Source organism: Arthrobacter globiformis, from assembly GCF_030815865.1.
Lineage (GTDB): Bacteria > Actinomycetota > Actinomycetes > Actinomycetales > Micrococcaceae > Arthrobacter > Arthrobacter globiformis_B.
The window spans coordinates 2,529,914-2,544,990 of the sequence record NZ_JAUSXI010000001.1; the positions used below are offsets into that span (position 1 = coordinate 2,529,914).

A 15,077-nucleotide genomic window follows, 5' to 3' on the forward strand; every position below is an offset into this window, starting at 1 on the left:
AGCCTCGTGTGATGCCGGATTCACGGCAGTAGCGCCGGAGTGCCGTCGTGGTCATCCCGAGCTCGGGCTACCTCCTCAGGGGTTCGGGACACGGGCACGATCAATTCATTAGTCATTCTGCCGATGCCAGTGCCCACCTGACGAGCCGGCGGCTCGTCAGAATGAACGGCGAGAATGAATGGAAGGGCTACCAGCATGTGAACTGCTGCCCGTGTCATACGAGGCGGAAGATTGCCTACAGTCTGGATGAGGCCGCTGCCCTAGTCGGATGCAGTACTACGCCCCTGCGGCGCCAAATCGAAAACAGCTAATTAGTAGCGTGCTACGTCAATTCGAAACCACTCATCGCCCATGAAGAATTGGTCCCATGGCTCAATAGCCTGCCGGCAGAGGCCCAGTAGCAGTTGGGACCTGTATCTCAACGACGAAACGCCCCGCCCTCCCTGGATGGAGGGCGGGGCGTTGGTGTTTGGCTTATGCGAGTACGCGGTCAGGGACCGTGATGGCGATGGCCCGGAGGCAGCGGTCAGTCCAGATCGAAGCGGTCAAGCTCCATGACCTTTACCCAGGCGGCCACGAAGTCGTTGACGAACTTCTCCCTGGCGTCGTCGCTGGCATAGACCTCAGACAGTGCCCGGAGCTGGGAGTTGGAACCGAAGACCAGGTCCACCGGCGTGGCCGTCCACTTCAGCTCGCCGGTGGCGACATCGTTGATCTCGTAGACGTTCTCCTCCGTCTCGGATGCCTTCCACTTGGTGCCGGGGGACAGGAGGTTGACGAAGAAGTCGTTCGTCAGGACCTGCGCCCTGTCCGTGAGGACGCCGTGGTTGGAGCCTCCGACGTTGGTGCCCAGGGCTCGCATGCCGCCGATGAGTGCTGTCATTTCCGGCGCAGAGAGGTCCAGCAGGTACGCCTTGTCCAGCAGGAGGGTCTCCGGCTGGAGCTTCTCGCCGGGGCGGACGTAGTTCCGGAATCCGTCCGCCCGCGGCTTCAGGTACTGGAACTGCTCGACGTCGGTCTGGTCCTGAGCCGCATCAGTGCGGCCTGGACGGAACGGCACAGTGACGGGGAACCCGGCGTCGCTCGCTGCCTTCTCCACCGCGGCACAGCCGCCAAGGACGATCAGGTCAGCGAGCGTAACCTTCTTGCCGTTGGCCTGGGCGGAGTTGAACTGCTGCTGCACCCTCTCGATGGACTGCAAAGCCGTTGACAGCTGCTCGGGCTCGTTGACCGCCCAGCCGCGCTGCGGCTCCAGCCGGATCCGTGCACCGTTGGCCCCGCCGCGCCTGTCGGTCTTGCGGTAGGTGGACGCGGCCGCCCATGCGGTGCCGGCAAGCTGGGAGACGGACAGGCCGGAGTCTAGGAGCGACGCCTTGAGGGACGCAATGTCCTGCTCATTGACCAGCTCGTGGTCCACTGCCGGGACCGGGTCCTGCCACAGCTGGGCTTCGGGGACCCACGGCCCGAGCATGTGCGGGCCGACAGGTCCCATGTCGCGGTGCAGCAGCTTGTACCAGGCCTTGGCGAAGGCGAGCTGGAACTCGTCCGGGTTCTTCAGGAAGCGCCGGCCGATCTCCGCATAGATCGGGTCGAAGCGCAGCGACAGGTCCGTGGTCAGCATGGTGGGCCGGTGCTTTTTCTCGGGGTCGTGCGCGTCCGGGATGATTTCCGGGGCGTCCTTGGCAACCCACTGGTGGGCGCCGGCTGGGCTCTTGACCAGCTCCCACTCGTATTCGAACAGGATCTCCAGGAAGCGGTTGCTCCACTGGGTGGGCCGGTCCGTCCAGGTGACTTCGAGTCCGGAGGTGATCGTGTCACCGCCCTTGCCGCTGCCGTAGGTGCTGAGCCAGCCCAAGCCCTGTGCTTCGAGGTCGGCGGCCTCCGGCTCGGGGCCCACGTGCGCATCGGCATCTCCGGCGCCGTGGGTTTTGCCGAACGTGTGACCGCCGGCGATCAGTGCGAAGGTCTCCTCGTCGTTCATGGCCATCCGCTTGAAGGTCTCGCGGATGAACGCTGCCGCCAGCTTGGGATCCGGGTTGCCCATGGGCCCCTCGGGGTTGACGTAGATCAGGCCCATCTCCGTGGAGCCCACTTCCTCCGACATCTGGCCTTCGCCGATGTAGCGTTCGTCGCCGAGCCACGTGTCTTCAGGGCCCCAGAAAATCTCTTCGGGCTCCCAGACATCCTCCCGGCCGAAGGCGAAGCCAAAGGTCTTAAAGCCCATGGACTCGAGAGCCACGTTGCCCGCGAGGACCAGCAGATCGGCCCAGGAGAGCTTCTGGCCGTACTTCTGCTTGACCGGCCACAGCAGCCGCCGGGCCTTGTCCAGGTTCGCGTTGTCCGGCCAGCTGTTCAGCGGGGCAAAGCGCTGGCTGCCGTCGCCTGCACCACCGCGGCCATCGTGGACACGGTAGGTGCCGGCGGCGTGCCAGCTCAGCCGGATCATTAGGCCGCCGTAGTGGCCGAAGTCCGCCGGCCACCAATCCTGGGACGTGGTGAGGACCTCGGTGATGTCCTGCTTGAGGGCCTCGACGTCGAGCTTCTGGAACTCCTCCGAGTAGCTGAACGTGGGGCCTAGCGGGTTACCCGCGGGATTGTGTGAGTGGAGCACCGAGAGGTCCAGCTGGTTGGGCCACCAGTCCGAGACGGTCCGCGGCCGGTGCCCCTTGGGCTGCGGCGAGTCAATGGCCGGGTTCTCACTCTCGCTGCCGTGCGAGGTCACGCTTCCGTGCGCCACCGGGCAGCCGCCCTCAACCTTGCTGTCCAGGCCTTGGGCGCTGCCCGGGGTGGGGACCGGAGGGTGTTCCTGTCGATCAGTCATGTGCTTCCTTCCATAGGCCGAGGCCGTGTGTTCTTGGTCGTGTGCTGGAACATGGAGCTAACCTTTGCTACGCACGTTGGAGGTGGGTGTGCATAGCGGCACGGGCCGCGAAACCACGTGCCACCAAGGCGCGTTGGTGCATCAGGTGAGCAGCTATTTAATGTCCGGGCCCGGACGCGGGCCTCAACGGTTGGGCGCTCCCCGTGGGAGTCCCTCCTGTACAGTCCGAGTCGGAGCATTTGTCGGCGCATTCGTGCTGTGTTAGGAGGTCGGACTGCTCGCCGCCGTGTCGTAGTAATCGTTCAGGATGATGGCGCCGTCGGCACCAACTGACCTAGAGCGTCCGTCGGACGTAACGGGGGCACCTTACTGGGTTGTTGAAATGGCAGTCGAAATGGTGGCAGTCATGATGCTCCTTTTTCTGGGCTTGGCGAGGTTGTGCGGGTGGCTATGGTTTGGCCTGCGCCGACCCACTCCACGGTGCCGTCTTCGAAGAACTGTTCTTTCCAGATTGGCACACGGGCTTTGATGCGGTCCACAAGTTCTGAACACAAAGCAAAGGCCTGGCCACGGTGGGCTGCCGAGACGGCACAGACCAGTGCAGGATCACCCACTTGGAGCATTCCGACGCGATGGGCGGCCCAGATGCGGACCGGTTTGTCGGCCTTCCCGGCATGCTCCGCGACCAGTTCTGTCACGACTTCGGCCAGGATGTGATGTGCTGTGGGGTGCGCCGAGTAGCTTAGTCTGCTGACGGCCATGCCGCCGTCGTGGTTCCGGACTACGCCGCTGAAGCTGACCACCGCCCCGGCTTCGTCGCCTTGGACTGCCGCTGTGGCCCGGTCGACCGAGATAGGCTGTTCACTGAGCTGGGCGAGGACTACGTCAGCGCCGGGCATAGGTTTCCTCGCGGATCACTTTCTGCTGAGGGCCCAGCCTTTCGCGTCCCGCATAGACATTCAGGCTGTGTCCCCTGCTGAATGCAACCAAGGTCACTCCGGTCTCGGCGGCGAGGTCGGCGGCCAGGCTGGAGGGCGCGCTCACGGCAGACAGGACGGGAATGGCGGCCATGGCGGCCTTTTGGACAAGCTCGAAGGAAGCCCGCCCCGAAACCTGGAGTACGGTGCCGCTCAACGGCAGCAGGTCTTGCCGCAGGGCCCACCCCACCACTTTGTCGACCGCATTGTGGCGGCCGACGTCTTCCCGGAGACAAAGCAGTTCAGGGCTGGTACCGTCCACCTTGAACAGGCCGGCCGCATGGACGCCGCCGGTCTTGTCGAACAGACCTTGGGCCTCGCGAAGCCGCTCCGGCAGTTCGGCGAGGAGATCCACGGGAATCCGCAGCGCGTCCTGGGCGGGATCGAAGGGCAGGGTCTTGCGGACGGAGTCGATGGAGTCTGTCCCACAGATGCCGCAGGAGCTTGAAGTATAGACATGCCGCATAGTCTCCGGCATGGGTACATCCGGCCTCAGTTGGGCCTCGATCACGTTATACGTCTGTTCTCCGCCGGCATCGCCGGCGCAAAAGCGCAGCGATACCAGCTCGGAGTGGGAACTGATGATGCCTTCTGAGACCAGGAATCCGGCCACCAGGTCAAAATCGTCCCCGGGGGTCCTCATGGTGACAGCGAAAGAGCGGCCGCCGATTCGGATTTCCAAGGGCTCCTCAGCGGCGAGTATGTCTTCCTTGAACCGTACCGCGTATTCAGTCCCGGACCGGTCCAGGTGGAAGCGGTGGATCTTTCGGCGCTGTGTCATGCGGGCCATGCGGTGCTCCGTGCTCGGTGTGTGGTGGAAGGATTTTTTTGATTAGCCTGCGTCCAGGGGAGGGGGAGCACAGGCACCGGCTCGCCGGACTGGACTCCGCCTGGGGGAACGGCCATGACGCCGTCGGCCCAAGCCAGTCCACGCATCATGCCGGGCCCTGTATGCGAGGCGGGGAAGGCCAGCCCCTCGATGAACCTGCAGGGAATAAGACGCGTACGGCCAGGGTACGGATCAACGTCAGCGGCGGAGGTCACCTGTCCAACGGCGCTCAGGGGCCTGCCTCCGAGTGCCGCCAGCAGCGGGTCTGCGAGCGTGATGAGTGCCATCATGGCGGCCAAGGGATTTCCAGGAAGTCCGACGACGAAGCGACTATCGGGGAGTTCGGCCAGGACGGCCGGGTGGCCGGGGCGCATAGCGATGCCGTCCAGCAGCAGGCGCCCACCGAGGGCGGCTACGGCGGCGCGGAAATGGTCTGTCCCTGAACAGCCGGTTCCGCCAGTGGTTACTATCACGTCCGGCATCACCCCGGGGAACGCATCTGAACCGCCAAGTGCCGCGAGCCAGTCGGGGTAGGAATCCCCGATCCGCAGGGAGCCGGCGGACGTGCCCCCCAGGAGGGAAATGACCGTGCCCAGCTGCGGACCGAACGTGTCCCTGACCTGTCCTGGTGCCGGAACGCCCTGAGTCACCACTTCGGAACCCGTCAGTACGATTCCGACCACCGGCCTGGGCTGCACCTGAAGAGTGTCGTGGCCAGCCACGGCGGCCAAGGCGATGTGGCCCGGATTCAGTGTTGTGCCGGCAGGGATCAGAAGTTCACCGGCCACAGCTTCTTCAGCTGCAGGCCGGATATGCTGGCCCAGACCCGGTTCGCCTTCCTTTGCGTTGTCATTGAGCCGCAGGAGAAGGCTGCCGTCAGCGTTTTGATGGAGCTGGCCGCTTTCCTTGCGGAGTATCGACTGGGTGCCGGCAGGTACAAGTCCGCCTGTGGCTATGACGATGGCACGCCCGGGGGACACAAAGCACCCATGGTCTGTAAGGACCCAGGGACCGCTGCCGTTGACGGCCCAGCCGTCCATGGCAGAGGAGTCATAATGGGGGAGTTTTTGCAGAGCGGCGACGTCGCGGGTCAGGGTGCGGCCTGCTGCCAATGGGAGCGGGACATCCAGGGGCGCAAGCGCGACCGCGCAATCGAAAGCCAGCTGCCGGGCTTCGGGCCAGGTGGGGGAGGGATGTCCGGGTGGGCATCCGGCAGAAGGTAACTCCGGAGTGGGACCGCTGGCGGCGATTTCGTGAGCGAGCAACGGTGCCCCTTTTCAAAAGGTAGTAATTCGCTGAAAGATGGGGGCCGGGAACCGTGAGGCCAGCACCAGGTGGTGTTTGCCTCACGGTTCCCGGCCCCATCAGCTGGGGTTCTACGCCTTGACGTATCCGTTTGGGTTCAGCACGAATTTCGTTGCCGAGCCCGCGTCGAATTCGGCGTAGCCGCGCGCGGCATCCTCAAGCGGGATCGCTTTGGCGTTCACAGCCTTGGCGATTTGGACCTTGTCATGCAGGATGGCCATCATAAGCTGGCGGTTGTACGACATGACAGGGCACTGGCCGGTGGTGAAGGACAGGGACTTTGCCCATCCTGTGCCCAAGGACAGGGACAGGGAGCCGTGCTTGGCGGCATCGTCAATTCCACCGGGGTCGCCAGTGACGTAAAGGCCTGGGATGCCAAGGGCCCCACCTGCGGCGGTGATGTCCATGAGGGAGTTCAGCACGGTGGCCGGGGCTTCGTGCGATGCGTCCTTGCCGTGCCCGCGGGCTTCGAACCCTACGGCGTCGACGCCGCAATCCACTTCGGGGACGCCAAGGATTTGCTCGATCTGGTCCTTCGGATCGCCATTGGAGACGTTCACCGTTTCGCAACCGAAGGAGCGGGCCTGCGCCAGGCGGTCTTCGTTCATGTCACCGACAATCACGACGGCTGCACCGAGCAGCTGCGCGCCGACGGCGGCCGCGAGGCCCACCGGGCCTGCACCGGCAATGTAAACGGTGGATCCGACGCCCACTCCTGCAGTGACGGCGCCGTGGAAGCCGGTGGGGAAGATATCGGAAAGCATGGTCAGGTCCATGATCTTTTCCAGGGCCTGGTCGCGATCCGGGAACCTGAGCAGGTTCCAGTCAGCGTAGGGGACCAGCACGTATTCCGCTTGGCCGCCCACCCAGCCGCCCATGTCCACATAACCATAGGCGCTGCCCGGGCGGTCTGGGTTGACGTTCAGGCAGATGCCGGTCTTGCGCTCCTTGCAGTTCCGGCAACGGCCACAGGAGATGTTGAAAGGTACAGAGACGATGTCTCCCACCTTGATGAACTCCACGTCCGGACCGATTTCCACCACTTCGCCGGTGATTTCATGGCCGAGGACCAGGTCCTTGGGAGCGGTGGTGCGGCCGCGCACCATGTGCTGGTCCGAGCCACAGATGTTAGTTGTCACCGTGCGCAGGATCGCGCCGTGGGTTACTTTTCGGCCCACGTTGGCCGGATTGACGCCAGGCCCATCCTTGAGTTCGAACGTCGGGTAGTCGGTGTTGATGATTTCGACGACACCGGGTTCTTTGTAGGCAACGGCTCTGTTTCCTGACATGGACACTCCTTTTGGCTGGGGGTCGTATTTGGCGCCAGGCCTGGCATTTCGATCGCCTTGCACTGGTCCGGCAAAGTTGCCGGCGCTGCCCCGTTGCCCGAAAGCGGTGCTTCGATGAGGCTACCTCCCCAGGTTTCAGGACATCGAAGCACCATTCACGGGCACGGGACAGCTCATCCTTTGGACGCTTCTCTGACTACACGTGGCTGATATTTTTATTTAGCAGAAAAGATATATCAGTTACACCGTAGTCGTAGCCAGGGGCGCATGTCCAGCAATTTTTCTCAGCGGCTGTGGATCAGGCTCAGCGCCTCGGCGCGGGCCGCCGGCAGGCGCAGTTCACCACGGACTGCTGACGTGATGGTCTTTGCTCCGGGCTTGCGGACTCCCCGCATGGACATGCACAAATGCTCACATTCGATCACCGCAATCGCGCCCAGCGGCCGCAGCGATGTGACCAGTGCGTCCACCACCTGGGTGGTCAGCCTCTCCTGCACCTGCGGCCTTCGCGCAAACACGTCCACCAGCCTGGCAAGCTTGCTGAGGCCTGTCACGAGCCCCTCGCCGGAGGGGATGTAGCCCACATGTGCCACGCCATGGAACGGCACCAGGTGATGTTCGCACGTGGAATAGAACGGGATGTCTTTGACGATGACCATTTCACCGTGGCCAATGTCGAATGTCCTGTCCAGGACGGCAAGGGGATCCTCATGGAGCCCGCCGAACATTTCGGCGGCGGCGCGGGCTACACGACCCGGCGTGTCCGCAAGTCCGGGCCTTTCCGGGTCCTCCCCGATGGCCAGAAGATACTCACGGACAGCCCGTTCCACCCTTGGCCCGTCCACGCCCTTTGCAGCGGTTGCTTCTGTCAGGGCGGCGCTCACGCTTCGGCCCGCTCAAGCCGCACAATAACGGACTTGGAGGTTGGCGTGCCGCTCGTGTCGGCCACTGAGTCAAGCGGCACGAGGACGTTGGTTTCCGGGTAGTAGGCTGCCGCGCAGCCCTTCGGCGTCGAGTATGAAACGATCCGGAAGTTTTCGGCCCGCCGTTCGGTGCCTTGGAATTCGGAGATGAGATGGACCATCTCCCCGTCTGTGAACCCCAGCTCAGTAATGTCCTCGGCGTTGATCAGGACTACCCGGCGCCCGCCGTGGATGCCGCGGTAGCGATCATCCTTGCCGTAGATGGTGGTGTTGTACTGGTCATGGGAGCGCAGGGTCTGAAGGACGAGCCGTCCCGCGGGGACCCTGATGAACTCCAGTTCGTTGCCTGTGAAGTGGGCCTTGCCCGAAGCGGTATCGAACTTCCTGGCGTCCCGGGGCGGGTGGGGAAGGACGAACCCGCCGGGGTTCTGGATCCGTTCCTCGAAATTCTCGAAGCCGCTGAGGACGGCTTCGATGTGTTTCCTGATGAGGGAGTAGTCGTCCCTCATGGCGAGCCAGTCTGCTTTGGGGGTATTGGGCAGCGGGAGGTTGTCGCTGCCGGTGAAGATTTTGGCGGCGATGTTGCACACAATGGCTACTTCCGAGTGCAGGTGCTCGCTGGCGGGTTTAAGGCGTCCGCGGGAGGCGTGGACCGCACTCATGGAATCTTCCACGGTCACCCTCTGGTCGCCGGTGCGCTGTGTGTCCTTCTCAGTACGTCCGAGCGTCGGAAGAATCAGCCCACGACGGCCCGTGGATACGTGGGAATGGTTCAATTTCGTGGAGATCTGCACCGTCAGGCGGGTGTTGGCCAACGCTTGCTCCGTGACCTCTGAATCCGGGGCCGCCCGCACGAAGTTGCCGCCCATCCCGACAAAGACGCGGACCTTGCCGTCCCGCATTGCGCGGATGGCGGCCACGGTGTCGAAGCCATGCGCCCTGGGGGAGAGGAATCTGAACTCATGGTCAAGCCGGTCGTGGAAGCTCTCGGGCATCTTCTCAAAGATACCCATGGTCCGGTCGCCCTGGACGTTGGAGTGGCCGCGGACGGGGCAGACACCGGCTCCCGGCTTGCCGATGTTGCCTTGGAGAAGCAGGACGTTGACCACGTCGCGGAGGGTGGGAACCGAGTGCTTGTGCTGGGTTAAGCCCATGGCCCAGCAGACAATGGTCGCGTTTGAGGCCAGGAGCCGCTCGCCAGTGGCCTTGATCTGTTCCAGTGTCAGTCCGGTGGCTTCGACGATGTCGTCCCATTCCGTCTTTTCGAGGTAACGCAGGTACTCGTCGATGCCAACGGTGTGGTCTTTAATGAATTCATGGTCCAGCACGGTGGGGAGGCCCGGGGTCTTGCGCCCCTGGGCCTCGGCTTCGAGAAGGAACTTGCCAAGCCCCTGGAAGAGGGCCTGATCGCCGCCGGCACGGATTTGGAGGAAGTCGTCTGTTAGTTGTGTGCCCACCACAATGCCGGAAATGTTCTGCGGATTCTCGAATCGCAGGAGCCCGGCCTCGGGAAGTGGATTCACAGAGATGATGACGGCGCCGTTCTTCTTCGCCTTCTCCAACGCGCTGAGCATGCGCGGGTGGTTTGTGCCGGGATTTTGACCCGCCACGAAAATCAGCGACGCCGTCTCCAGGTCCGTGAGGCTGACTGAGCCTTTGCCGATGCCGATCGTTTCCACCAGGGCCGAGCCGGACGATTCATGGCACATGTTGGAGCAGTCGGGCAGGTTATTCGTCCCAATGCCCCGGACGAGGAGCTGGTAGGCGAAGGCTGCCTCGTTCGATGTCCGCCCGGAAGTGTAGAAGACTGACTGGTCGGGGTGCTCCATGTTCCTGATCTCCTGGGCGATCAGCTCATAAGCGTCGTCCCACTCGATCGGCTTGTAGTGGGTTGCGCCTTCTTCCAGGAGCATCGGATGCGTAAGCCGGCCTTGTTGACCGAGCCAGTAGTCGTCCCGCGTTTTCAGGTCCTCGATGGAGTGGTTGGCGAAGAACTCGGGGGTGACGCGGCGGCGGGTGCCCTCCTCGGCCACTGCCTTCGCGCCATTTTCGCAGAACTCGGCTGCATTGCGCTTTTCGTGTTCGGGCCATGCGCAGCCCATGCAGTCGAACCCGTCGACCTGGTTGACTGCCAGCAGCGTTTGGACACTGCGCAGCGGACCCATCTGCTCGAGGGAGATCTTCAGCGAGTTCACCACCGCGGGGATTCCGACGGCCTTGGTCTTGGCTTTGGTGACGGTCAGCTTTGACTCGTCAATGTTATGTAGGGGGGCTTTTGAAGCCATGTGATCTTCCCTTCAGATCTACGCAGGAAACTGGGTGCTGGTGGGTTTGCTTGGTGGCTTAGCAGGGGCCTCCTGCGGCCTCGGGAGGCCGTCCAGGAAGCCGGGTAAGCGGCATAGGTCATTGAAGGTGTAGACGTGGAAAGCGGGCAAAGAGGGGATCACCTCCAGCTCTTGGTGGACTCCGCGAATCAGTCCGGCCCCCTGCAACTCCAGCAGCAGGGGGATGCAGGTGGACCTTGCTGGTGATGCTGCAGGCGGCCAAATGGGAACCCTCGGGGTACGCCAAGTGCGCCAGAGGCGTGGATGTCTCCACCTGCGTTCCGTGTGCGGAAGGCACGTCATTACTCAGGGAGCCCGGAGCTTTAAGCACCGGCGCAGCCGCGCCCTTGCAACAGCTTCATTGCCCATTGCTCTCCATTCGTGGCATACGGGTTGCATATTCCGTGCGGGGCCTTATTATCTGGAAGACACCCGATCGTTTGATATCCCTATGCTTACATATTGATATATCAGTTATGGGAATAGTATGTACTAGGAGCGGGGGCGTCAAGGCTCGGACGCACATGAGAAGGAGACTTGGACATGGCACATGCCAGCGGATTACCGGTCAAGGCGGAGGTTTCGTTGGTGCCGCTGAGGCAGGACGACGAGTCCTTCGCCGACTTCGCCTACAGGGTCTTGTGCGATGAATTGATCGTTCTGGACATTAAACCGGGCGAGCCGCTCAACGATGACGTCATTTCAAGGCGTCTCGGTGTTGGCAGAACGCCCATCCGGGAAGCTATGAAGCGGCTCGAAAGCGACCATTTGGTGGTGGCCTATCCCCGGCGTGGAACGTTTGCCGCGGGCGTGGACATGACTGACCTGGCTGAAATCTCGGAGATACGCCAGCTTCTGGAGCCGGCAGCAGCAGCGCGGGCTGCGCGCATGGCATTGCCGCAGCGTCGGCAGGAGCTGAGGGACTTTGCCCGGGAAGTCGGCCAGCTACTGCCCGGGATGCACTCGCAACGGGATCTCATGCGTCTGGACATGCGGGTCCACCGGATGATCTACCGCGCCAGTGGAAGCCGCCACCTTGAAGATATCCTGATTCGGTATGACAACCTGGCAACGCGGATTTGGAGCCTGGTGCTGGAAAAGCTCCCGCCGGTTTCCGAGCATATCGCCCAGCATATTGAGCTTCTCGAATGCATCGCGGAGGGGGACGCTGAAGCAGCTGCACGGCTGACCTCCCAGCACGTCACCGATTTCGAGAACCTCATCAGGGCTGTGCTGTAGCCCGGGCCAGGACCGGCTCAGCATAAGCGGATACGGGAAAAGTCGCCGCGAAAACTCCAAGGATGGCAGTGGCTTTGGTGTGGATCTCTGCCAGCTCTTCGTCGGGGTCGGAGTCGGCCGTGATGGCCCCGCCAATACCCACGGACAGCCGTTGCCCGCCCGCGGGTGGTTTCTGGAAGACGGCGCTGCGAATGGTGACCGACAGGTCCGCGGCGCCGTTGGGCGAAAAGTAGCCGACAACGCCCGAATAGGGCCCGCGCGGGTGGGATTCCAATCGGTCGAGGATGTCCATGCTGCTGATTTTGGGAGCCCCAGTCATCGAACCGGGGGGGTAGGCAGCAGCCACGACAGCCGCCCTTGACCGGCCACGGGCAATCGTGGCTTCGATGGTGCTCACAAGCTGGTGCACTGTTGCGTAAGTCTCCACGTCGCAGAGCCGTGTCACAAAGACCGTACCCGGTTCGGCATGGCGTGAGAGATCGTTTCGCATCAGATCCACGATCATGATGTTCTCCGCCCTGTCCTTTGCCGACGTTGTGAGGTTATGCTTCAGGCGTCTGTCTGCCTCCGGTGACGCGTCCCGTCGTCGCGTTCCCTTGATAGGTTCGGCACGGACGCGACCGTCTGCGGTGATACTAAGGAACCGCTCCGGCGAAGAACTCGCGATGGTTACCGCACCGAGTTGGACGAAGCTTGCGAACGGCGCCGGGCTGGCCCGGCGGAGCTGCCGGTAAAACTCCCACGGATCTACGCCCTCGTGGAGGTTGCTGAAGATCTGCGTCGTGAGACAGACCTCGTAGGAGTTCCCCTGCGTGATTTCGTCCTGGGACGCAGCGATCTTGCGCAGGTAGGAGCCGGCGGTGTCAGCTGCGCTGAACTGAACGGCGGGCAATCCGTTGCTCAGGGGCCGGGGCGCCGAGGGCAGGCGCCGGATCCGAAGGGCGGCGTTCCTGCACCATTGCCGGCCTTCCGCGCCGGCCTCCGCCAGAAGGTATACGCACCGCGCCTCATGGTCGAACACCACCGCCCGGCTGCAGCGGATCAATGAGGCATCCGGCAGCGGTGATTCCACCACACTTCCACCACACTCGCGCTTGAGCTCGTAGCCCAGGTAGCCCAGCCAGCCGAGGGCGAAATCCAGCCCGGGCGGAAGAGCCGGATCCGTTGCCTGACTGTTGCACCAATTCCTGTCCAGCCAGCTGAAGAAGGGACCTGGAATTCGGGCGACCACCAGCTTTGATTCCACGGTGGTCACGCCGTTCGCATGCTGTGCCCTCATTCCGCGGTTGCCGGAATCGTCAGTCATGATGCTGTAGCGGTTACGTCCCGCCACGGGATCCGTTGCCGTGTTCGAACTGTCCAGCCAGACGCGGTGGCTGGACAGCCCGTAGAACTCGTGGAAGGCCGCTTCCGGATCCGGATAGGCCGCTAGCGAAACACAGTGGAGGGCCGGGGAAGCGGCCAGTTGCCGCAAACCTTGAACTGCGGCGAGGGCGGGAAGCTGCGCCAGGGCCTCGGCAGCGTGCAGCGGCGCCTCCGGGTGTGAGGGGTCCAAGACTGCGATCTCCGCCGGCGCCCCGAACGGGGAGTCCTGCGGCCCGGGGAGAACCCGAAGCATGCAGTGCCCGGCGTTGCCTGGACCGGTCAGGAAAACAACATCGGGACATCCGCCGGGCGGGTGCAGCACATCCCGGTCTGTATGAGTCCGCGCCGTGCAGAAGGAATTCATGGCCTGCACCAGCGCGGATACAAAGGCCCGCTTTTCAGGCGCGTCGACGCCTTCGATGGATACGAGAACGGGTTCCACGGGGTAACAGTTGTGCCCGCGGTGGATCATCCGGCGGTTCCCGGGACCAAGGCACGCGACTGTTCCCGCGCGGCCTCGGTTGTGTGCAGGAGAAGCAGGGATGTGGTGACGGAGCCGACGCCGCCCGGGACCGGAGTCAGCGCCGCGGCGATGCCCCGCACGCTGGCCTCCTCGACATCCCCCACGAGGGACCCGTCAGGAAGGACGTTGGTGCCGACGTCTATCACCACAGCCCCGGAGGAAATGTGGCCGCCGTTCAGCAGGCCGGTACGCCCCGCGGCGACCACCACGACGTCGGCGGCCTTGGTGTATTTCTCCAACGGACCTGACCGGGAGTGGCAGACGGTGACCGTGGCGTCGCGCTCCAGCAGCAGCAGGGACAGTGGCTTTCCCACTACGGCGGAACGGCCAATGACGACCACATTCCGGCCCGCCAGTGGGATGTCGAAGTGGTCCAGGATCTCGATTACGGCGCGAGCCGTGGCAGGGGCGAACGAGGGCTGGCCAACGGCCAGGCGGCCAAGGCTCAAGGGGTTAGCGCCATCGACATCCTTCTCCGGGGCAATGTGCCCGACCAGCTCATCTGTTCCCACGCCTGGGGGCAGGGGCGTCTGGAGGATGATGCCGTTAACAAATGGATCCTCGCTGAGGTCCTTCAGGACTGAGGCCAGGACCTGTCCGCTGGCATCGGGACCAAGGTCCACGATCCGGCAACTGATGGCGGCGCTTTCGGCGGCCCGTTCGATGGACCGGACATACCAGTGGGTGGAGCCGTCGTCGGTGGCCACAACCACGGCGAGCGTGGGGCGCAGCCCGCCGGCTTCGAGCTCCCGGGCCTCATGGCGGGCCCTCTGCTGGATGGTCTCTGCCAGTGCTTTTCCGGAGAGGAGTACGGCGCTCAACCGAGAATCCTTCCACGCACGCGCCCCACGAGGGAGTCTGCTGCCAGGATGACCTTTTCCTCGAGGCCATCGGTTTGATCAGCCAACCGCGAACGGGCCGCGGCGTCTTTGATGGCCACCACGTTAATGTCGATGTTCACCCGGGCGGTGCTTGCGGCTGCGCGGGCTGCGTCGGCGGCGGCAGCGATGTCGCTAATCACATTGGCGTTCGCAACCTCGAAAAGTTCCGTGGCAAGATCCAGGATGACGCCGGCGAGCTTGATGAGCTGTGCGGGGGTTTGTGCGGCCAGGATGAGCGCATCCTGGATGGATGCCGTCCGTGCGGCTTTGAGGTCTTCGGTCCCGGACGGAAGTTTGTACGAGTCGATGACGCCTTGGAACGCAAGTTGGTCAGCGTCCGCCAGGCGCAGGGCCTCGACGACCAGTCCGTCGGCGGCGCTGATGATCCTTTGGACGAGGTCGGCGTGCTGCTCGTATTTCAAGCCGGTGGTGTATCTGGCCACCATGGCAACGAGCGCTGCCCCCTGGGCGGCGTGGAGCGCGGCGGCCGCGCCACCGCCTGGGGTGGGTTCTCGCGAGGCAAGCCTGGCGAGGTATTCGTTGATTGTTTCTGAGCTGATCATGTGTCTTCCTGGGCTGAAGCTTTAGCCAACTGGGCAGG

11 protein-coding genes are annotated in these 15,077 nt (G+C 63.4%); 1 reads left to right on the plus strand and 10 read right to left on the minus strand.

Annotated elements, in window-relative coordinates:
• Nucleotides 1–526 precede the first annotated feature (526 nt).
• The 7 genes from katG to QFZ33_RS11525 form a co-directional block, all read right to left on the minus strand.
• Nucleotides 527–2,821 carry a catalase/peroxidase HPI gene (gene katG / locus QFZ33_RS11495; RefSeq protein WP_307027556.1) on the minus strand — a complete coding sequence of 765 codons (2,295 nt, stop codon included), beginning with the start codon at nucleotides 2,819–2,821 and terminating at the stop codon, nucleotides 527–529.
• 404 nt (nucleotides 2,822–3,225) lie between these two features.
• Complete coding sequence (locus QFZ33_RS11500) at nucleotides 3,226–3,720, minus strand: molybdenum cofactor biosynthesis protein MoaE (protein WP_307027558.1); 495 nt, start codon at nucleotides 3,718–3,720, stop codon at nucleotides 3,226–3,228.
• Nucleotides 3,707–4,588, minus strand: a complete 882-nt coding sequence (gene fdhD / locus QFZ33_RS11505) for a formate dehydrogenase accessory sulfurtransferase FdhD (RefSeq protein WP_307027560.1) — start codon at nucleotides 4,586–4,588, stop codon at nucleotides 3,707–3,709. The genes QFZ33_RS11500 and fdhD overlap by 14 nt, the downstream gene beginning before the upstream one ends.
• The gene (locus tag QFZ33_RS11510; protein ID WP_373427262.1) at nucleotides 4,576–5,892 is read right to left on the minus strand and encodes a molybdopterin molybdotransferase MoeA; all 1,317 of its coding nucleotides are present in this window, start codon (nucleotides 5,890–5,892) and stop codon (nucleotides 4,576–4,578) included. Before QFZ33_RS11510 ends, fdhD begins: the two co-directional genes overlap by 13 nt.
• 111 nt (nucleotides 5,893–6,003) lie before the next feature.
• The gene (gene fdhA / locus QFZ33_RS11515) at nucleotides 6,004–7,221 is read right to left on the minus strand and encodes a formaldehyde dehydrogenase, glutathione-independent (RefSeq protein ID WP_307027562.1); all 1,218 of its coding nucleotides are present in this window, start codon (nucleotides 7,219–7,221) and stop codon (nucleotides 6,004–6,006) included.
• Between the two features lie 284 nt (nucleotides 7,222–7,505).
• Entirely contained in the window at nucleotides 7,506–8,105 is a 600-nt protein-coding gene (gene folE, locus QFZ33_RS11520) for a GTP cyclohydrolase I FolE (RefSeq protein WP_307027564.1), read from the minus strand.
• Complete coding sequence (locus QFZ33_RS11525) at nucleotides 8,102–10,429, minus strand: FdhF/YdeP family oxidoreductase (protein WP_307027566.1); 2,328 nt, start codon at nucleotides 10,427–10,429, stop codon at nucleotides 8,102–8,104. The genes folE and QFZ33_RS11525 overlap by 4 nt, the downstream gene beginning before the upstream one ends.
• A 582-nt stretch (nucleotides 10,430–11,011) precedes the next feature.
• On the opposite strand from QFZ33_RS11525, the gene QFZ33_RS11530 reads away from it, so the two are divergent.
• Nucleotides 11,012–11,707, plus strand: a complete 696-nt coding sequence (locus QFZ33_RS11530) for a GntR family transcriptional regulator (protein WP_307027569.1) — start codon at nucleotides 11,012–11,014, stop codon at nucleotides 11,705–11,707.
• On the opposite strand, the gene pabB is transcribed toward QFZ33_RS11530, so the two are convergent.
• Genes pabB through QFZ33_RS11545 form a run of 3 tightly spaced genes read right to left on the minus strand, consistent with a single transcriptional unit; the run spans nucleotide 11,691 to nucleotide 15,039 of the window.
• Complete coding sequence (pabB, locus tag QFZ33_RS11535; RefSeq protein WP_307027571.1) at nucleotides 11,691–13,514, minus strand: aminodeoxychorismate synthase component I; 1,824 nt, start codon at nucleotides 13,512–13,514, stop codon at nucleotides 11,691–11,693. The two genes, QFZ33_RS11530 and pabB, sit on opposite strands and share 17 nt — an antisense overlap.
• A gap of 26 nt (nucleotides 13,515–13,540) precedes the next feature.
• Nucleotides 13,541–14,416 carry a bifunctional 5,10-methylenetetrahydrofolate dehydrogenase/5,10-methenyltetrahydrofolate cyclohydrolase gene (locus QFZ33_RS11540; RefSeq protein WP_307027573.1) on the minus strand — a complete coding sequence of 292 codons (876 nt, stop codon included), beginning with the start codon at nucleotides 14,414–14,416 and terminating at the stop codon, nucleotides 13,541–13,543.
• Nucleotides 14,413–15,039, minus strand: a complete 627-nt coding sequence (locus QFZ33_RS11545) for a cyclodeaminase/cyclohydrolase family protein (RefSeq protein ID WP_307027575.1) — start codon at nucleotides 15,037–15,039, stop codon at nucleotides 14,413–14,415. The genes QFZ33_RS11540 and QFZ33_RS11545 overlap by 4 nt, the downstream gene beginning before the upstream one ends.
• Nucleotides 15,040–15,077: the final 38 nt, after the last annotated feature.

What these genes read in the sequence shown, in the direction of transcription:
- katG (WP_307027556.1), bottom strand. Translation starts at nt 2,821, where the DNA reads ATGACTGATCGACAGGAACACCCTCCGGTCCCCACCCCGGGCAGCGCC.
- QFZ33_RS11500 (WP_307027558.1), bottom strand. Translation starts at nt 3,720, where the DNA reads ATGCCCGGCGCTGACGTAGTCCTCGCCCAGCTCAGTGAACAGCCTATC.
- fdhD (WP_307027560.1), bottom strand. Translation starts at nt 4,588, where the DNA reads ATGGCCCGCATGACACAGCGCCGAAAGATCCACCGCTTCCACCTGGAC.
- fdhA (WP_307027562.1), bottom strand. Translation starts at nt 7,221, where the DNA reads ATGTCAGGAAACAGAGCCGTTGCCTACAAAGAACCCGGTGTCGTCGAA.
- QFZ33_RS11525 (WP_307027566.1), bottom strand. Translation starts at nt 10,429, where the DNA reads ATGGCTTCAAAAGCCCCCCTACATAACATTGACGAGTCAAAGCTGACC.
- QFZ33_RS11530 (WP_307027569.1), top strand. Translation starts at nt 11,012, where the DNA reads ATGGCACATGCCAGCGGATTACCGGTCAAGGCGGAGGTTTCGTTGGTG.
- QFZ33_RS11545 (WP_307027575.1), bottom strand. Translation starts at nt 15,039, where the DNA reads ATGATCAGCTCAGAAACAATCAACGAATACCTCGCCAGGCTTGCCTCG.